The 18,504-nt window shown below is 52.0% G+C and carries 15 protein-coding genes and 2 pseudogenes; 3 read left to right on the top strand and 14 right to left on the bottom strand.

Going from position 1 to position 18,504, the window contains the following annotated elements:
• The 8 genes and pseudogenes from GNF76_RS26860 to GNF76_RS26825 all read right to left on the bottom strand — a co-directional run.
• On the bottom strand, nt 1-1,666 hold a 1,666-nt coding region (locus GNF76_RS26860; protein ID WP_155586086.1), incomplete at its 3' end, for an SNF2-related protein.
• Nucleotides 1,667-1,767: 101 nt separating this feature from the next.
• Nucleotides 1,768-3,224: pseudogene (locus GNF76_RS26855) on the bottom strand (DUF6094 domain-containing protein).
• Between the two features lie 26 nt (nt 3,225-3,250).
• Entirely contained in the window at nt 3,251-3,850 is a 600-nt protein-coding gene (locus GNF76_RS26850; RefSeq protein ID WP_155586085.1) for a hypothetical protein, read from the bottom strand.
• 132 nt (nt 3,851-3,982) lie between these two features.
• Nucleotides 3,983-4,603 (bottom strand): DUF3275 family protein, encoded by a 621-nt coding sequence (locus GNF76_RS26845; protein WP_155586084.1) that lies wholly within the window; start codon nt 4,601-4,603, stop codon nt 3,983-3,985.
• Nucleotides 4,604-4,709: 106 nt separating this feature from the next.
• Complete coding sequence (locus tag GNF76_RS26840) at nt 4,710-5,045, bottom strand: hypothetical protein (protein WP_155586083.1); 336 nt, start codon at nt 5,043-5,045, stop codon at nt 4,710-4,712.
• A 105-nt stretch (nt 5,046-5,150) separates the two neighbouring features.
• Nucleotides 5,151-5,654: an STY4534 family ICE replication protein gene (locus tag GNF76_RS26835; protein WP_155586082.1), complete on the bottom strand. Its 504-nt coding sequence runs from the start codon at nt 5,652-5,654 to the stop codon at nt 5,151-5,153.
• A gap of 97 nt (nt 5,655-5,751) precedes the next feature.
• Nucleotides 5,752-6,003: a hypothetical protein gene (locus GNF76_RS26830; RefSeq protein ID WP_155586081.1), complete on the bottom strand. Its 252-nt coding sequence runs from the start codon at nt 6,001-6,003 to the stop codon at nt 5,752-5,754.
• Nucleotides 6,004-6,914: 911 nt separating this feature from the next.
• Nucleotides 6,915-7,886: an Rpn family recombination-promoting nuclease/putative transposase gene (locus GNF76_RS26825; protein ID WP_155586080.1), complete on the bottom strand. Its 972-nt coding sequence runs from the start codon at nt 7,884-7,886 to the stop codon at nt 6,915-6,917.
• A 504-nt stretch (nt 7,887-8,390) separates the two neighbouring features.
• On the opposite strand from GNF76_RS26825, the gene GNF76_RS29705 reads away from it, so the two are divergent.
• Nucleotides 8,391-8,531, top strand: coding sequence for a hypothetical protein (locus GNF76_RS29705; protein ID WP_178123608.1), 141 nt, complete (start codon nt 8,391-8,393; stop codon nt 8,529-8,531).
• A 3-nt stretch (nt 8,532-8,534) separates the two neighbouring features.
• Nucleotides 8,535-9,251, top strand: a pseudogene (locus GNF76_RS29700) (tyrosine-type recombinase/integrase).
• Nucleotides 9,252-9,329: 78 nt separating this feature from the next.
• On the opposite strand, the gene GNF76_RS26815 reads toward GNF76_RS29700, so the two are convergent.
• The 5 genes from GNF76_RS26815 to GNF76_RS26795 form a co-directional block, all read right to left on the bottom strand.
• Nucleotides 9,330-9,491, bottom strand: coding sequence for a hypothetical protein (locus tag GNF76_RS26815; protein WP_246212013.1), 162 nt, complete (start codon nt 9,489-9,491; stop codon nt 9,330-9,332).
• Between the two features lie 210 nt (nt 9,492-9,701).
• Nucleotides 9,702-10,655 (bottom strand): fimbrial protein, encoded by a 954-nt coding sequence (locus GNF76_RS26810; protein ID WP_155586079.1) that lies wholly within the window; start codon nt 10,653-10,655, stop codon nt 9,702-9,704.
• A gap of 534 nt (nt 10,656-11,189) precedes the next feature.
• Nucleotides 11,190-13,832 carry a fimbria/pilus outer membrane usher protein gene (locus GNF76_RS26805; protein ID WP_155586078.1) on the bottom strand — a complete coding sequence of 881 codons (2,643 nt, stop codon included), beginning with the start codon at nt 13,830-13,832 and terminating at the stop codon, nt 11,190-11,192.
• A gap of 94 nt (nt 13,833-13,926) precedes the next feature.
• Complete coding sequence (locus GNF76_RS26800) at nt 13,927-14,649, bottom strand: fimbrial biogenesis chaperone (protein WP_155586077.1); 723 nt, start codon at nt 14,647-14,649, stop codon at nt 13,927-13,929.
• A gap of 59 nt (nt 14,650-14,708) precedes the next feature.
• Nucleotides 14,709-15,248, bottom strand: a complete 540-nt coding sequence (locus GNF76_RS26795) for a fimbrial protein (protein ID WP_155586076.1) — start codon at nt 15,246-15,248, stop codon at nt 14,709-14,711.
• Between the two features lie 649 nt (nt 15,249-15,897).
• Here GNF76_RS26795 and GNF76_RS26790 point away from each other — a divergent pair.
• A complete protein-coding gene (locus tag GNF76_RS26790) occupies nt 15,898-16,875 on the top strand; it encodes a fimbrial protein (RefSeq protein WP_155586075.1) in 978 nt (325 codons plus the stop codon).
• A gap of 1,085 nt (nt 16,876-17,960) precedes the next feature.
• Here GNF76_RS26790 and pilM read toward each other — a convergent pair.
• Nucleotides 17,961-18,401, bottom strand: a complete 441-nt coding sequence (gene pilM, locus GNF76_RS26785) for a type IV pilus biogenesis protein PilM (RefSeq protein ID WP_155586074.1) — start codon at nt 18,399-18,401, stop codon at nt 17,961-17,963.
• Nucleotides 18,402-18,504 lie beyond the last annotated feature (103 nt).

Genomic DNA, 18,504 nt, shown 5'->3' with positions numbered 1-18,504 from the left:
AAAAGGCCAATGTATCCTTACTGCGCGGATGTTTAACGATCTCCGGTCGAAAGCAGCAGTCAGGCCAAGCCAGCAGCACGTTGAGCACTACCCCCAGCAGGGTAGTGTCTCGGCGAGCCAGAGCCTGACGAAGTTCCTGTGTCAATTTTCCTGCCAACTGCTGATAGGCCGACGCCTGTTCTGCGGACATGGTGATGTCGATAAACTCCTCTTGGTACGCCGGCAACACGTTGCCACCGATATCTTTGAGTTTCAGGAACACGGTGAACGGCAGCACAAAGCGGTGAATGCCTTTCGGGCCAAAGCCTGGGGCTTTTACCGTACGTACTGAGAGCTTTTTGCCATTGGCGGTTTTGTGTGACTCGTTGTCCCGCTCGGTGTAGATGTCCTTCAACACGCCGTGATCACGCATGAACGACATCGCGGCCGGAGCCATACTGCCGTGTGCGTTGGGTTTATAGCCATCCTCGATCATGCGCCGGGTAAGGATCCGGAACAGTAGGTAGAACAGGTCGTCGGCGTAGCCCCCCATGAGGGTGCCGGTCAGCAGCACGGTTTTGCGTGTTTTCGCTGCCAGCACGGCCATGGCTTGGCCCTGGGCCGATCCACTGTTCTTGTACTCATGGCCTTCGTCCACCACCAACAGATCAAAATATCCATCAGGCAAATGCCGCTTGATGAATTCTGTGGGTTGATAGCCGCCCTCACCAAAACCGAACTCGATGTTGGCCATGGCACGCTCCATGCGCTTGGCTTGGCGGTCGCTGAAGATAAAGTTTCCCTGTGCATCCATCAGATTGATGAACTCACTGACGTTGTCGATCAGCATCGAGGCGAGAAAGTCCTCTCCGAAATCATTCAACAATCGGTCAGCACGCACGGGACCAATGGTCGGGATACGGCACATTGATTTCAGTATGGTTGCGCGGCGGGTGCCGTTTTCGGCTTTGCCTGGGCGCATCAGCGTCCAGAGTGGGCCTTTACAATGAGGGCAGCTTCGACGCCGTTCCTCTGTGTAAAACTCTTCGACGGTGATTCGATTGCCTTCCTGGTCTTCCAGCAAGCGACCGCAGTCAGGACAACTTGCAAATTGGTGTCCGCCGCCGGAGCGACGTGGCCAACATACTGAACGCCAGTGGAACCCCATCCGCATGCGCACGCGCCCGAGGATGAAGAACTCTTGTCGACCGTCATAAGGCTCCTCCAGTTGGTCCCGCAGTTTAAGCAGCTTGACCAGGGTGTCGGGTCCGTTGAGTACCCAGACGCGTGCGTCTGGGATGGTTTCAAGAATCTCCCGTCGCCACTTGTAAACCAAGTGCGGGGGAGAAACGACCAGAGTGCGGCGATAGCCCGCGTTGTGCATGACAGCCGCAACAGCGATGGCCATCATGGTTTTACCAGTGCCCATCTCGGCATTGATGACGGCGGCTTGCTCGTTGCGATCCAGCAATAGCGCGGCAACGGCTTGTACCACCTCGGCCTGAGCGGAAAAGGGCTGACGTTTGAGTCCGTCCATCACCCGTTGCCGGGTTTTGTCGATATGACCGGTGTAGACCGGTGGGTTGGATTGGTTCAGGGAGTCCAGCAGTTCGTCACCGAACTCGTCGATGAATTCAGTCAAGCCTATGTTTAAGGACGAAAGCGAGGTGTTTGAGAGGTCGTTCATGGAGTTTTCCTTTAAAGAAAAACAGGGCATGCACGACACCCCTAGGGGTATGGTGAATACCCTGTGGGTTGGATAGGGGGGAACCCTATAGGTGTGGTGGGTCAGTACTCCGATGGCAGCAACAAGGTTGTCGCGCTACGGTCAGCTTCAGTGATGATCCAGAGCCTGGTTTCATCGCCGGCACTGATGTCGTAACTGGAAAACAAACGCTCCCCAGAGGTCAGAGCCCGTTGGTTACTGTTCCAGTCCTCTTCGGGCAGTTCCCCCAGTCGCCGGAGAAATGCCGTCGCAAGTAACTGCTTGGGTCGAGATGCCCATGCTCCACCAAGTGGTGCACAGACTGGGTCAGCACTAAATGGCCAGGTTCAAAGGCCTCTCTTGATGGTGAGGCCAATGTTGGCTGTGTCACCGCTTCTTCAGCTTCATGCTGCGCATCTGCAGATGAACTGATGGTGATCACGCGCCCCTGATTGGCAGAATCTGGCGTCATGTCCCATGCCCGAATGATGGGCACGAAACGATCGGTCAGGATCCTTACCTCGGATACGTTGCCGTCTTGGTCCTCGGTAAACTCGGTCTTGCGGACTTTGTCTTTGTAAGTATCGCCTTTGAGTACCAAAACCTGTCCGGACCTTGAAGTCACTACTCCCGATATCGCGCCGGCAGCCAGGGCTAACGCCAGGTGCCAACGGGACAGCTGACGCACAGGTGGCCGTGGCTGAACACCGGTTTGACCAAAGTGCAGAGTGAAGTCCGGCCACATGCCGCGTAGTCGTTTGATCTCTTCATTGAGCTGTTCAGGTTCCAAACTGATCCGGTAGAAATGTTCCAAGTCAGTGGCTGCTGGAAGAACCCTGTAGGGCTCCCAGGGCCAGGTATCTGGTAGCACTTCTGCTGTTTGCTCACCGGCACCGATTGCTTGCAGGCGCTCCCGTATCGGTGCAACGTCTCGTGGTCGAGCCAAATCCTGGCGGCGAATACGAACACCGAAGATCACCACCTGTTTAAAGGTTGGATCGGCTGCGCTGTAGATCCGCAGTTCAGTGAAGTGATTGCACAGCCATCCGCACAGCTCGTCGTCCAACACATAGTGCGGAACGATGAACACCAGCACGCCGCCGTACTGCAGCAGAGGAAGAGCCCGTTGATAGAACATCTTCTCCAGGCGCCGACGACCGTTACCTTGGTATTGCGAGGCGCCAGAGTGATCAGCAACGAGATCACCATACGGTGGGTTGAGCCAGAGCAAGCCGAAAGCTTGGCGACTGATCATAGTGTCCATCAGGTCGCCGTGTAGTACGCGATCCAGCAATGTCTTGCAGTGGTCGGCACGCTCCTGGTCGTACTCGACCGCGTAAGTTTCTATGCGGTCGCGTCCGAGTGCATGAGCTGCTTCAGCGAGGGCGACACCTTCGCCTGCGCAGGGGTCGCAGATCCGCATTTTCCCGGTGGGAGAAGGAGACAACGCCTGGAGCGTGCGCTCCAGTGTGGTTTCGTCGGTAGGGTAATAGCCGTTGCGTGCAAAATTGCGCGCCAGGCGCGGGAACATCAAGGCCATGATGGGCTCCAGTGTAAAAGAACAGCTCAGGAATGAGCGTGGGTTGAGAGTTGCCCTTGGCGAATGAGATCGCCCAGAGCAGGTTCAAGTACGTCGAGTTGCAACGACAAACGCCAGACCGTGCAAGCGCCAAGCGTTCCCGGAAGGGATTGCAGCATGTCGTTTTGGGTGAGTACGTCCATGACCGGCGCCTGCCAGTGCGGCAGAAGCGGTAGCGGGCAAGTGTCGATAATCAGCGGCCAGAGCCTCTGATGAGTTGATTGCCTGCTTTCAAGCAAGGCGTAAGCGAAGTGATTTGCTCGGTCGGGCTGTACGCAGCGCCGGTCGAATAGCCAGAGGTGAACCAGGCTGCCAAACAGCGTCCCGCGCAGTTGGCGGGTGGTGCGCTTTTCCAGCATGTCGATGTTGGGAAAAACCGGAAGGCTTCGCCCGTCAACGACGAGGTGAAACTGGCTTAGACCATTCTCGGAGGATCCGAGTGTCAGTCTGGCCAGGAACTCCTGAAGTGCCGTGTCACGACCCCAGGCTGAGAGAAATACCAGATTGCGCTGCTCGTCGCAGGCGCAAGCGTCGACATACAAGTCAGGGCACTCTTCGAGCTGGAAGAGCTGGGCCGGGTTGTGCATGTGAACCTCCTTAACGGAGGGGAACCCGCCCCGAGGGGCGGTATGGCCCCTCGTGGGTGTATTGCGGTGATGTGTTCTAGTGGCTTAGCGCCTTCGTTTGAGGGAACCCCTCAAGGGTGGGTGTTGAAACAATCAGAAGCTGGAGAGCGTCCAGGCCTGTAGTTTGAAGTCCAGCACATAGCCAAGCTCGCCGAGGCGAGCGCATTGCTGGCGTAAGCGCTGACGGTCAACAGTGGTATCAAGTTTGACCGTGTCGTCCAGAGGCCAGATCGTGCCAAACAGCCTAGCGTCTTGTTCAGCGCTGTTCGTCGAGCTAGGCGGCGCAATCCCAAAGGGGGCGTCTTGCGCTGATAACGGTTTGTTTAAGTCATTCACAGCCGGTGCAGCGGTCGACGTGTTGCGTCGTTGCTGCTGAGGTGCGGTTTGAGTTGAAGAGGGCTCTTCATCTATAGGATCTGGCTCGCTTGGTGACAGTGTGGCAGCGTCTTCCGCCGTCAAACTGTCCACGTCGTCGAGATTCATGCTTTCAAGCTTTGCACGAATCTCGACGACTAGGCGGCCTGCAGTTGAATAGTAAGAGGGGCGGATTTCAGTGATGAGAAAATCACCACGATATTTGCCCTCGTTGTACTGATCGAGGAGCGCGTCTTTGATGACGAATTCACCGATTGAGGTTGAAAGCCGTCCGACGTTGAAGTCGCCATTGCGGCCGCTGATGGTGCGGATTGCCAGTTGGCCTGGAATGTTGATCATGGGCAGGTCCCTTTACATTGAGGTATGGCTGCGAAGTTATCGTTCGCAACAAAGAAAAAAGCCCGACAGTGTCGGGCTTGGGGTCATGCGGTGAGTTCAGAAAGGTTTAGGGACAAGAAGTATGGGTTTCCTCTTTGAGTGAGATGTAGAGGTAGAACACACCGGGTGGCGATTCTATGCGGTCAAGTTTTAGGTCCAGCCAGACTCGATCAGGATTCTTGCCGTCAGGCAGCAATCGATAGAGGCCAAAATGGATCTGCGTGTTGTTAGGTTGCAAATGCAGCTCTCGGTACGCCTGCAGGACAACTTCGCCCAGTCGGTCGCTGACAACTGCTGCATCGTGTGGGTTTTCAATGTGAACCGCTTCTTGCCAGGCCCGAGGGGTTAAAACGACAGGTAGCTTGAGCAGTTCAGATGATACGAGGTTGGTGGTGTTTGGCATGTTCAGCTCCAGGTGCGAGAAACCACCTGGCCCGTCCGGGAGATGATTTCCCGTTGGGTGTTGAGCGTAGAGAAAGGCACCCCGGGGGGGGCGCCTTGATTTCAATCATGCAGACTGAAGCATCTCAGCATCAGGTTGTGCTTGAGCCACATCCGAATCATCCTCAGCGTTACCCTCTTGGTCTTGCAGGGGTTCGGCAGAGTCTTTCGGTTGGGCTTGATAGACCGTTTGACCATCTACCTTGATCCAGCTGATAAACAGCAGCCGCCCCTTGAGACTTGCTCCAGGCTGGCCTAGTTTTTCGCCTTTCTCGTAGGTAAAAGCATCGGTCCAGATATCACCGATACGGAAGCTCACAAGGACCTTCTTTCCTGCATCGACCGCCGCTTGGCTGCGACGAATCAGCTTTTCAGCTTCGGCGCCGACCACGTTGCAGTCAATGTACGAGTACTCGGCGTCATCAGATGATCCGCGTAGTGCAGCAACGGCGACGGCCATGAATGGCTTGCCTTTGCCACGAGGTTTCACTTCACGGATACGGTTGAGATAACCGATACCGGTGGTATGCAGGTCGAAGAATTTGGTTTCGTTGGTTTGCGTAGTGCTCATGGTGATTCTCCAATTTCGGAATAACAGAAAGCGGAGAAACACTTCGCCCTAGGGGGAAAGTATTCCCCGCGAGGGTGGGTAGAGCTAAAAGGTTTGTTTAATGCAGAAGCATCATCGCAGTGATCATTACGCCGACAGCAGTTGATAGCATGATGCCAAAGCGAATGGTGAGTTTTGCCTCAAGCTGAGAAATTTCAGCTTTCAGCTCTACTGCAAGAGCGGTTAGAGCCGCTTTGGTAGCCAAACGCGAAAGCATGTCGGTCTCCAAAGCATCAATAACAGCGTTAGCTTTCTGTTCCGAAACATTAATCGAGATCAACGCTTGGAAGAGAGCCAGTTCGGTTTTCATCAGACCTCCAAAAAATTGAGAGGCCTGCCCTGACGGGAAAGGCCCGTCGAGGGTGGGGAAGGTGCTTCCATCGACTCAGTCGACTGATCGCGCTACCGGAAGCTATGGCGATCTTGGGAGTGGATCAATGCGGTAAACCGCATCGTAGTCTTGCGGATCCAGACTACATGGGCATGTTGCTGACGACGTCAGCGATACATGCGTCGATCATGAAAATGCGATTGATAATTGTCAAGCCCCTTTCGTGAGATTTTTTGAGGAAAGCCTTCCGACGGGAAGGCTTTGTTCCGAGGTGAGAGTTTTTGACTCAGCAAGTCGCGGGAGCCATTGCGTTTGCTGATGTCTTTGTGCGTCGTTTACGCGAGGGCTTTTCGACCGCTCGTGTGTTTTCTGCGTACCAAAGGTTCAAATCGACCCCTCTGCGGGCCATTGCTGGCAACTGATCCATCTCACGAACAAGGTGATCAGGAACGCAGGGAGGTGGAAGCGGCCCCAAACGGAGGGCAGCGTTAGGCGCAGCGCTGGTTCTTTGCACCGCACGCCGCAATTCCCGAGTGACAGTGCCAAGTGCGAAACCGAGGCCGTATGTGAGTTTGGACATGGTGATTCTCCTGCAGGTTGGTGCGGAGAATGCACTGGCCCTGTCGGGGAAGTGATTCCCCGCGAGGTGAGTTGCATTAGGTGCTTCTATCGGCAGTAGCCGACCGACCGCGCTACCAGAAGCTAAGCGGTCTTGGGTGGATCAACACGAATGTCGCCGTCTTGCAGATCCTGGCGGCTTGGGCATGTCGCTAACGACGTCAGCGGAACATGGCTTTAGAGTCCCTCGACGCCACCAGGCCGTCAAGGTCTCAAAATGATACCAGCCCCTAAAGTAGGGGCTGGCGAGGTGCAGTTGTGTTGTAGATCGATCAGTGCGTGGCGAAAAACTCGTCCAAACTCTGCGCCGTCAGAATAGCTTGGCCCCAGGCTTCGAGCTGAGCTGGGTTGGCAGCTTGCAGCAGTTGCAGATGAGCAGGTTGCAGCGCACCAAAGCGGTGTTCAAGTTGACGGGTCAACAGCTTGATTTGGCCCTCTTGAAGACCTTCTTGACGGCCTTCTTGAAGACCTTGCTGTTTCCAGTCTTTGGTCCACTGTTCTACGCGTTCGGCTAGCATGGTATCGATCTCCTCTAAAGTCAGGGTATCGGGGATAGGTTCTCCGATTGACAAGAGCTTGGTGTTCATTATACGCCGAATCCACTTGGAAAAGGCGAGTCGAAGGCTGTCGTATTTTGGATCTTTGAGACGCTCGTTCAGGTAGATGACAAGCTGATGCATGTCATGCAGCTCTTGGCTGTTCTCCAGATGGACGAGGTCTGCGACCAGGTTGTCCTTGGGGAGTAAGCCTTGCTCGACCCAGCGCTTTTCATCCAACAGAAAATAACGCATCTGTGGACTGTAGGCCCTGAATGCACTCATCGGTTCAGCGATCAACTCAGATACGCTCTGAGGGGCTGTCCATCGACTTTCTCCATTGTAAATAACAATCGGAAAGATCGAGGGAAGACGATGATCGTGGGTGAACTCGCGCTGACGGATCAGATCCTGATACAGCAATCCGGTGTAGGTCATCATGCGCATGGCCATCCATTGGTCATTACGGCTCTGAAATTCGAGCATGATGTAGATATAGCGCCATTCCTTGTCCTTCGTCTGCACGCGCCAGACGATATCATCAGTGCGTGAGTGCATCTTGTCGGACACATAGTCAGCATTGACCTTTTGCAGGGTGCCGAAGTTGAGATGCTTGACCCAGTCTTCCGATACAAAACCTTGTAACAGGTCTTGGATCATGTCGACATGAGAAAAGATCAACTTATAGGCTTCATCGTGTTGGGCCATAAGCAGGTCTCTCGTAGGTTAATACATGCCACGTTTTTGCCAATGTGGCGTTCAGGGGGGACGTGAAGGGGCCGGTTCAACCGGTTAGGGGCACAGAGGGGCGGTGAACTCCTTTGACGGGGTCAACGGAGAACACCTGATCCCTAACGGAAGGTGATATCCGTTGGGAGAGGAAGATGCACTCCATCCTCCGAGGAGGATGTGCTCGCGCTGCCGAGTGCTTGGCGAGCTTGGGGCTGATCCACGCGTTGAACGCGGCGCAATCTGAAGGATCAATGATTGCTGGGCATGTTGCTGACAACGTCAGCAGGACACAGGCCTATCTTCGGGGAGCTGAAAAGAAATTGTCAAGCGAGGGGCGCAGGTGCACGGGAATACACGAGCGAACAAAAATGATGGAAAAACTACCGGGTAGCAGTTGCCCTCGGCTGGGTCCACCTGAATCGTGTTGCTCGCCTGATGGTTGTTGAGAAAACTCAAGACGGCCCCGTCGCAAGAGCCGCGGTGATCGACCTCAACGAAGCCAAACAACGCTGGCAACGCCTGGTACCGAAACCCGATCACCTGCGGCTGATCCACGAAAGTCTCTGCGAATTGGCCCGCCGCCGAGGCGAACATCAAGGCGAACGAACAATCATGAGCTAGGCGCTGATTCACGGCGGCGCCGATGAACGTCGATTAACCGCCGTCTGATTTCCAGCAGCTCGCCAGCGTGCCAGCAGAGGAATGGTTCGCCAATATCGACAACCCGCGCACCTGCCGCGCCTATTAAAATGACCTGGCTGACCACTGCGGATTTGGCGGGCTCACCGGCGCTGAAGAATTCCGCTCGGTTCGGCGCAAACCGGTGCGCTGGCCAGCCAGTTCGACCACCTCCTGGAGACCAACGCCGTATCGAGGGCAATTCCGAACATGGAGTCAAGCGACCCAGGGTTGAGACCTGCGAGGGCAAGCCCCGGCCCTTGGCGATGACCAAGCTAAATTATTACTGCAGGCGCCGGATGGCTGGATGTTGAAGGGTGTGCGGGATCGGGCGATTTTGGCAGTGCTGCTTTACCACGGCCTACGCCGTGAGGATGCCGCGAAATTGATGACCGCGACCTGCAGGAGCGGCGCGGAATCAAGCACTTGCAGGTATGAGGGAAGGCCGGCTAGACGCGCTATTTACCCCAGCACCCAGTGACTGTCGACCGGGTCTACGATTACCTGGAGCGGGACAACGAACGCGGACCCGGGCATGGCCCATCGTTCCGCTTAATCAGAGATCGCACCACTGGCGGCGCTGTTAGGGGTAACGGGATTTATACAGTGGTAGGGCAATGGGCAAACGCGGCGGGCATTCACGTTGAGGGTCTTTCAAAGTAAAGTACTGAGTGTGCCAGTATCAGACGGTGACTCAATGACTACCCATAGGACCATTGATGCTGGCCTTTTCTAGATTAGCTATAGTTTCCGCAAAAACTTTGTCACGAATGCTTGGCTTTTTCTTCCATGGCTGTCGAGCGGCTCAAGCTCAGCGGCGTATAACGTAACTGCATCAGGATTGCTTTTTACGTGGTTTTTAAATTGCCTCTGCAACTGACGGCGCAATTCATCTTTAGTCATTCATTACCTCTTCAGAGCGAGATTTGATCAAATCAGCGACTGCAAATACCCCGGCCTTGGATATCATCCAATCGCCGCAAGAAAGGTTAGAACGAAACAGTTCTCTGTGTCCTCATTGTCTATGACGCTAGTGTAGGGCTTGTCTTATAAAGGCACGACAAACCTATTTCAGGGCTGATTCGACTCTCCCAGAGCCCCCAACATGAGCGGCTATTCATAGGTCATTGTAAACGTCAGCGACGAATTGGCCGTCCCACCCTTGATGCCCTTGGCCGTTTGATAATACGCAGCCTTCAGCGGAATAATAAAGTTACCACCCACAGGTTTGTAGCCAGAAAAGACAAGGTCCGTTCCTAGAGGCAAGGGTTTATCAATGTTGTCGAGGATCTGCACCGCAACGCCAATGGCCGAGGAATCCTTGGATAAGGCAATAACCGAAGAAGTCGGATCGACAATTTCAGTGGTGGGATCAAGGCGGTATTTAACGCCCTTGATCCCCTCGGGGCAGGCATTTAGTGCAATGTTGAAGGCTTTGGGGGTTAGACGGCTACCCACCCCGCTAAAGCCCGAGCTTTTCTGATCCCCCATCGACACCATAATGTTTGGGGTCGTGCATGTTGACTCGGTCACCACAATCTTTTGACTAAGCGATAAAATTGTATCTGTTAGCGAGCCCCTTTTAGATTCTAAAATATTACCCGCGGGTATTTCTGCGCCAGTCTGGACAGGGCCCACTTTGATTATTTCAAAACCATTTGAGCTACCATTCACGGTTAAATAACTATTAGTGTAACTTGCAGAATTAGGAAATGATTCCAGGTAATATAATTCGGACTGACTGGCACCTGTATAACTCCATTTAAAGGCAAGCCCTGAATTACCAATCGGATAGACATAGCTACTGCCAACTGGCTGTGTGCCGACGAGGTTACGTACACCTGTATTTATCACCCCGTCGCATGTATAGTTACGTGATGTTAGTATCATTATTGGTGATGTATAGACTTTCGTTCCAATGGCTGCGTTTCTTGGGATTACTAACGTTTTGGGCGGTGTAAATGTAAGCGTTGGAGTCGTACCGCCAGTATCGTATACGCAATCAGCAATAGCGCAAGTCGACAAAAAAAACGAACCACATGCAGTGATGATTATAATCTTAAACATAAGTAAGTTAACCTTATAGCGCTAAAGTATCACTGAGCCATAGCTTCATTTTGAATATATTTATTTGAAAGTGAAGCTTTTTCGATAATTAAACAAAGATAGATGCCGATCTGCCGGTCGGCAACATTCCCTTCTTACCTCAGAGAAAGTACTAGCCTTGTCAGAAGGCAAGAGATTTCAGTGTCGTAATTACCTGATTGTAAGCAGCCGCTGAGTAAGCTTCGTGCGTTCGGGCTATCGCATGTGTAGAGTTCACGATTCGCAAAGCTATTTGAATGAAGGTGAGTGATGCGCAGGAACTTTGCAAGCGTACGCGGACACCTTGCACTACAGATTGGTAGCATCGCAGTTATGTGCATAGGCCTCCATCGCGGTGCGTGCACGAGGGGCCTCAACAATATCAATAACATATTGGCTAACATAGAATCTCCAATAATTAATTTTGAGCTGAGTCATTTACCTAAACAGACTAGATAACGGCTTTAGCGCTACCCGCTCCTCAGCGTCAAGCGGGGTTAAAGGGGAGCTTGGAGCTTAATACTCTCGCTGTGCGATTACGGCACGCACATTGGGTTTGGTTGGGTCGCAAGGGGCGCTAAAGTGATCGAACCGTGTCGGTTTGCTGCCCTTTGCCACTGGAGCAAGGGCGTAGGCGATCTGACATTGCTGGACAGCCGAGCCTCCCCATTTGATGATTAGCGTACCGTTATCATTAAGGCCCCTGACGATAGCTCGGCCGCCCTGACCAACAATGCCTACGCTGCTGCCGGTATCGGTCATCACTTCGGTACCGAACGGTACCGTCAAGCCCGTGGACATTTCCAAGTCGATGATTGCCGCGCGCCCCGTAACGGTTTCAAACTTTTTCGACAGTACAGCTCCTGCACGCGGAATCAGCTCTTGGCTCGTGGACTTCAACTCGACATCAATGGACATGTCACGTGGATCGATATCTACATTGTTACGCCGATAGGGCGACAGATAGGGAACAACAGCGAAACCTTGTTTGTCGACTTTCACGCCTGATTGCGAGGTAATAGAAGCCCCCTCAGCGCCTGGCGCCTCAATGATGGCAAAAGTGTCACTGACCGATTGACCGAATGTGATACCGCCGGGGTGAGCGACTATGGATCCACCTGCTCCCCATGCGGCTTGGCGATACCCATTTCCAGAACCAACCGAAGCATTTAGCGTCCCCATGCTACCTTTGTAGTCACCATAGGTAGCCACGGATTTACTGCCAAGCTCAGCCTTGGTAGCACTCGCCCCCCAACCGTATTCATTATTCATACCGCCCGTACCATTAATCGAGCTACGGACGCCGGTACCGTTCTTATTGAAGCTGAAACTTGAAGAAGCGGTAGTGCTCCCCCCTAACGGAATGGAGAGCGTGGCGTAAAGTTGATCCTCATTGCTGCCGGAAAAATTCGTCGAGCGCATTGCGGAAACTGAGTAATTGAAATGGCGCGTGCTGCCGGTATAACCCACTTGGTATTGAGTTGTGGTGCCAGGTCTACTCCAGTAACTAGTGGCGGAACCGGTCATGTAAATCGACCCCGAGCTCCCCAGTGATTGGTTAAACGTAAGCTGTATAGTGCTGCGCCGACGTTGCTGTTGCGCGGTCTTGCGATTGATTTTTTGCCTAAAGCGATTATTCAAACTATCTTCGCGCGGGTCGAAGTGTGCAGAGGTTAAACGGTCATCCTTACGACTACTCTCCTTTACTGCCATGGCGTCCGACAAGCTGTAATAGCCGCTGGTGGAGTAACGGTATGCCGCGATAGACACTGAGCTGCCAGTTTGCGGTAAGGTTTTGCTGTAAGACACGCGCATACTTTGTCCCGATGACTTCCCGCCAGCAGCCCCCTCATCCACCGAGAGCTTTGTACTGGCGTGTGTGACGTCAACACCAAAAGCACCGATCGACGTATTCATCGCCGAACCGATCATAGGTGAGAAGTACCCTTCTGCTGCCAGCACGCCGGTATAACCAGTGAACAAGTTACTCAACCCACGTTCATAGGTGAGCTGGCCAACCATTTGTTTATCACTATTATTGAAGCCATTGTGATACTGACCAAGCACCGCACTATAACGCTGGGTTCCAGGACGCAGCATGCGTGCAACGGCAGCGTACGGCACAGAGAATTTACGAATCTGGCCATCAGCCTCAGTAACAGTAACTTCCAAGTCACCGCCATAACCGGACGGGTAAAGGTCATCAATTTCAAAAGCGCCGGGCGCAACGGTGGTTTCGTAAATCGTATAACCGTTCTGGCGGATCTCCACCTTCGCATTGGTATTGGCCTGGCCACGCACCACAGGTGCATAGCCGCTCAACGAGTCGGGCAGCATACGCTCATCACTGGCAATTTGTATGCCGCGCAGCGAGAATGAATCAAAGAGGTTACCGTTGGTAGACGAGTCCCCTACAGTCAACTGTGAACTTAAGGACTGTATATCGCGCTGCGCATAAAGCGTACGGCTCTGCCACGTTCGGCGGTTGCCATTCCAGTCGAATGAAGAGCTGGAGCGAAAGTGCCAGTCCCCCAGATTCATGCCACCACTTAGACCTAGATAATTCTGCGCACCACTTTGCTGGGTGCTGCTATAGAAGCTATTATAGTTATAATTGAGCATGCCGGCGGTCACGCCACGATCCCACTGAGAAGGATCGACATAGCCTTGTGCGCTACGGCGCATATTTATCTGGGGGATACTAATCAGTAGTCGTTGCTCGCTGCTGTCGAAGCTCACCGATGCTGGAGTGATGTTAGATACGAGATCTACGCAATTTTGACGATTTTTGGTATCCACGTTCGACAGTTTAAGCAGATCAACGCCAATTCGATCCAGTACCTCAACCGTAATGCAGGGCTCCGCACTGTCTTCTCCAGGCTTGGCACGGAATACAATATTGTCGCGCCCCACCGATACCTCATTCACAATAATATCAACCAGATAAGTACCAGGTATCACAGCATTTCCGCGGGTAAACTTGGCTAGGTCAAATGCACTTGCGCCCCCTCGCAAGAAACTAGGCTCAAACTCGTAGTTGTCACTTGCAAGTGCGGAATGGCAAGCGACTAAACTCAAGACCGCAAGTGCATGTAGCGTGTTGTGCGAACTACTCAGCTGCAAGCTTGCAAAAAATGGTACGCGCACAATGGTATTCATTTATTATCCGGATCTAAACAGTTGACGAGAAACAATCACCATCAACTTTCAGCCTCAGGCAAAAGTATAAAATTTTTCTAGATGGACTTGCTAGTCATCGATTTAGGAGGCTTGTTCTTTCTCGTGATGCACCAAAATCATCGATCGATATCACTTTGACCTGCGCGTCTGCCGCTGGCTGCCTTTCCAGAGCTAAGTTTAACTTGCTTCTAGGTGAGACCATTCCATCTCCGACTTGGATAGTCCTGCCTGAAACAATCAAAGATACTTCACTCATGGAGATATAGTACGGACTCGGGTTGGAGCATTGTAAAGACCAAGAGGTGCCGTTCTGAACGACGGACCATGAGAGATTATTCGATGCATCTGAAACGCTGCTTTCCAATTTTGCAGGCCGATAAAAGACCTTTATCCGTGTACGCAGTGCTACTTGTAGATAGGCACTGTCCTCAGTCTCAGAAAATTTTGGAGGGATCTCCAGGATATTCAAGTAATACAACGACTCATGATCATTTGGCAAAGATTCGCCAATATACATCAGGCGCAACGTTTGCCCTTTACCAGGATCTACACGAGTCATAGGTGGCATTAACATAAATGGAGTTTTAATCAGTCCAGGGTCCTTTTTTACATCACCATCATCCAGCCAAGACTGAACAACCACGGGGTGCGAGCCACTGTTGTTTAGTTTAACTGTAACCTCCCTATCTTTTTCCTCATATACCACTCGAGTGTTATCTAGCACAATCGAAGCCTGGGCTGGTATCGTTAACGTAATACCAACAACCAAGGCACTCAAAACCAAATAATATGACATGAATTTTTTCAGGCTCCCTCACCTAGGCCCAAAAAAGTTTCTCTTTGGGCCATTGATAATTATGGGTAAATAATGCTGTAGGTGACAGATGTGTTAGCTGTGCCACCTTCAGCTGCTCCGGTAGCGTAGTAACCGATTAAATACTGCAGGGTTGCAGCCTTTTCTATGACTGTCTCGCCCTTAATGCTACTGTCATCGCCAATCTTGATTACGGAATTGTCACGGTTGCGTAGTTGTATCTGAACATTCTTCGCGACCCCTGCTGCACCAATCAGATTCAGGCGACCGCTGGCTGTATCTGTCGTTGCGCCAGCCTCGAAACCGACTTTGACTATACCGGTGCCATCACAGTCAGTAAGTTTAAATGTGATTGCTTTAAAGCCGGAGGTCTCGCCAGCCTTCGACAATGTTTTGGCGCTGTTTCTGTCCAAGGCAACAGCGCTGTCAGCAGAAGTGCCAGCGGTTACCTTACAGGTATTACTTGTCACGGAGCCGGTGATCGTAATGGTGCCATCGGAAGCAAGGGCTGAAGCAGACAAGACGGTTGATACGGCGACAGCTAAGGTCAGAAAATAAGCTTTACTTTTTTTGGGATTCAATTCCGTTCTCCGAATGATATTTTAGGGGGGGGGAGTGAGCTCAATTCAACATCGAACCCAGAGAATTGTGCGCAAGCGCTGGTACAATAGAAATCAGTCGAGCTCTGGTGAGGGAGTGTCTTTATTCTTATTTGTTTCTAGGAATAATCCTATCCAGCTTCCTCGGCCTTCAATCTACGATAATCTATTAAGAAAAGTTGACCTTGCGAAGGGGGATGGTGGGTAGGACTCTGGCTGATTTAAAAATAGGAATATAAGCAACTGTCAGGCCCGGGTGTTACTCTAAAATAGCCTAGCGTCCTTGCATAAGATGCTGTTGTAGCATGGCCATCCAGCGTCCCTTCACCTTCTTTAGGTTCAACTTGGAAGGCGAGTTAAATCTGCCTCAAACGTTTTGGCACGCTCAGTCGCAAGCCCTTGAGTCTGTGCTGGAATGTGTTCAGCCCGTCAAGACCTTGAGCAGACCATGTTGTGGATCTCGACCGCGCGAGCTTTTCGGCTTTGAGTCCGCTGACAAACATAAGCAAATCTGACGTGAACGTTTTCTCGTCTAGGCGAGTCAGTCGTTTCAAGCAGGTAGAGTCAGTATTTTTTAGAAGTAAAGCAAATATCGGCGCGTATGAAATACTGAGATAGGGATGTAGTATTGATGAGGTTTAACCTTGTGCAACATAAAAAAAGACAATTCTATGCTATTACTGCATTTTTAATATCGGCACTTTATGTTTTTTTTTGCGAAGACGTCAAAGCTGATTGTACATTTAATTCGGGAGGAAATGCTAGATTTGTCTCTTTTACGCCCCCAACGAATCTGCCGCTAGCAAGGAACTTACCGTTAGGAACAGTTATTTATAAATCACCGACTTATATAATAAGCGGCACGAATAATTATGTGTGCACTTTGCCTCATATGTCTGGACTCAAGAACCTTGTTGGCGGTCAGTCGCCTATTAATGATGTCGGATTCCTACCTATCGGGACTACGGGCCTTGCTTATAGATTACGATACCAAGATGGAAGTTATTTGCATGCCTATCCTGTTAACGGCGTGAGTGGAAGCTTTGATTTAAATAATACATCCTACAACTATGAAGTGATAAAGGTTGGTCAAGTTCAGGAAGGAACTGAAATACTAGCAGGTGACTTTGCAACTTGGCTTCAGGGGGAGCTTGTTGTGGCAACGTTTTCGCTTAGCCGGAAAACTGTCATTTCCGAGTTGACGTGCACTACTCCAAATATCTCTGTCTCTATGGGTGAGCAGAAGAGTTCAGGTTTTGCCGGTGTGAATACACGGCTTGCCCCAAAAGCCTTTAACATTGCACTTAACAACTGCCCGTCTGGAATTACTGCTATTCAGTACCGACTTGATCCTACAACAAGCATCATCAATACGACCGACTCGGTCGTTGGGTTAACCAATGATTCTACTGCGTCCGGCGTAGGTGTTCAGATCCTTGACAATACGGATAAGCCTCTGGCTCTTGGTACGGATCTTAAGCTTGCGACTTATCAAGCTGCCGGGGGTAATTTCACCATTCCACTAAAAGCAGCCTACTACCAGGTGAATAAGACCATCAAAGGTGGTACGGCTAACACATCGCTGACGTTTACGATGACGTATCAATAGTTCTATAAGGGGGGGCTGAAATTTTTTTGATCGGTGAGTGACGTGGCGTAAGCCTGCCAAGCGTCACCTACGTTGATGTTTCACAAAAAACCTTGCAGGGAAAATATCCACTTGTCATAAACTCGCGTAAAGGAAGAGTGCCGCCGGTACTAGAGCCGAAAGTAATAGTTGACCGTCGTTGGTCCACTCAGGCCTAGAACGAAGGTAAAGCGGGTTGGTTGTGGCTCAGCATATCGGCATCAGTACCGTCGTGAAAGTAGGGTGTGCTGCGTTGCGGAGTGCTTGGCGAGCTTTGGGCTGATCCACGCGTTGAACGCGGCGCAATCTGAAGGATCGATGATTGCTGGGCATGTTGCTGACAACGTCAGCAGGACACAGGCCTATCTTCGGGGAGCTGAAAAGAAATTGTCAAGCAAGGGGCACAGGTGCACGGGAAATACACGAGCGAATAAAAAATGATGGAAAAAGCTACCGAGGCAACCGGGTCAGCAGTTGCCCTCGGCTGTAGTCACCGCATCACTCAGAGAAAAATACCACCTGTGAGAGATTGAAGCGCTGTCGATCCCTGGGCTGTGATCTGAACGATTCATTTCTTCACCTGGCCGATTATCGTGGCTGAGGCCAGCAAACATAAGGCACGCATCCGCGCACAAAGGGAGCCCTGCGTTTCGCCGGCGGGCCACCGGCAAGGAAAAGCAGCTACCAATGGGTAGCCTGATGATCCTGTGCAAGACCATCAGGCTACCCATTGTGTGAGCTTTAAAAAGTATGGGCCACAACACCAGTGTGGCCCTTGGACTACGGTGCTTCGAACCTCAACAAAGCCCTGTGTGCCTATGAACTCGCGATTCACGAGTTAGACGGCTGCGTGTCTAGCTTGGACAGGGAGACACAGGGAGAGCTTTGAACCAAGTCCGCACGCCCTTCCCGGAGCTCAGCGTGCTTTGGGGTTGGCAATGAAGCGAACTGCATTGCCGGGCGCTACTGATGACCGTCAGTAGCCAACGGGGTGGAACGGTTACTGGCGCCAGTATGTTAGCGGTCCCGTGTAGAAGCAAGTCAGTAGGCGCAAAATCTTACTTAGCCTAGTTCACGATCACCGTAGCGCCTTCGGGAATCGCAGGCGGAATCACAACGTTGGTGATTCCAATCATGGGTGAGATCAAAACGCCTGAGCGTTTAACGCCTATGGACGTCGACTTGGTCAGGTCGACCAATGAGGAGGGCAGACCAGAGGGAGCAACCCCATTGAAGTAGGTGTATGCCTTACCTGCTGCCAGATAAGACGACACACCGACTGATTTGGTAAACCATTCAGGGAGGTTAAGGAGCCTATCGTCAGGCGTTCCGCTAAAGCTTGGATTGGACCGGGCGTATTGCATGGCTGCTGATCGGTAGACCCACATGTTGCGAGTCAGTGAGTCCAGCGTTGCGTAATCAGAGGCGAGTTGAGTTTGATGTTGCTCCTCGGCGTACATGCCGGTGGCAATGATCAGAATCATCAAGACAGCCCATTGCAATGTCATGGTCGAGACTCCGTTGAAACTAGGCCTACTCGCGTTATAGCGCTGGGCATTCAGTTAGTAGCGCTACTCAACATTCAGGTTGGCAAGGGTGAGCTTGGGTTGG

Source organism: Pseudomonas spelaei (genome assembly GCF_009724245.1).
Lineage (GTDB): Bacteria > Pseudomonadota > Gammaproteobacteria > Pseudomonadales > Pseudomonadaceae > Aquipseudomonas > Aquipseudomonas spelaei.
This window is presented reverse-complemented; position numbering and strand designations above follow the sequence as displayed.

Bases quoted from the DNA above. Each gene is read 5' to 3' on its own strand.
- GNF76_RS26850 (WP_155586085.1), bottom strand. From the start codon at position 3,850: ATGCACAACCCGGCCCAGCTCTTCCAGCTCGAAGAGTGCCCTGACTTG.
- GNF76_RS26845 (WP_155586084.1), bottom strand. From the start codon at position 4,603: ATGATCAACATTCCAGGCCAACTGGCAATCCGCACCATCAGCGGCCGC.
- GNF76_RS26840 (WP_155586083.1), bottom strand. From the start codon at position 5,045: ATGCCAAACACCACCAACCTCGTATCATCTGAACTGCTCAAGCTACCT.
- GNF76_RS26835 (WP_155586082.1), bottom strand. From the start codon at position 5,654: ATGAGCACTACGCAAACCAACGAAACCAAATTCTTCGACCTGCATACC.
- GNF76_RS26830 (WP_155586081.1), bottom strand. From the start codon at position 6,003: ATGAAAACCGAACTGGCTCTCTTCCAAGCGTTGATCTCGATTAATGTT.
- GNF76_RS26825 (WP_155586080.1), bottom strand. From the start codon at position 7,886: ATGGCCCAACACGATGAAGCCTATAAGTTGATCTTTTCTCATGTCGAC.
- GNF76_RS26815 (WP_246212013.1), bottom strand. From the start codon at position 9,491: ATGACTAAAGATGAATTGCGCCGTCAGTTGCAGAGGCAATTTAAAAAC.
- GNF76_RS26810 (WP_155586079.1), bottom strand. From the start codon at position 10,655: ATGTTTAAGATTATAATCATCACTGCATGTGGTTCGTTTTTTTTGTCG.
- GNF76_RS26805 (WP_155586078.1), bottom strand. From the start codon at position 13,832: ATGAATACCATTGTGCGCGTACCATTTTTTGCAAGCTTGCAGCTGAGT.
- GNF76_RS26800 (WP_155586077.1), bottom strand. From the start codon at position 14,649: ATGTCATATTATTTGGTTTTGAGTGCCTTGGTTGTTGGTATTACGTTA.
- GNF76_RS26790 (WP_155586075.1), top strand. From the start codon at position 15,898: ATGAGGTTTAACCTTGTGCAACATAAAAAAAGACAATTCTATGCTATT.
- pilM (WP_155586074.1), bottom strand. From the start codon at position 18,401: ATGACATTGCAATGGGCTGTCTTGATGATTCTGATCATTGCCACCGGC.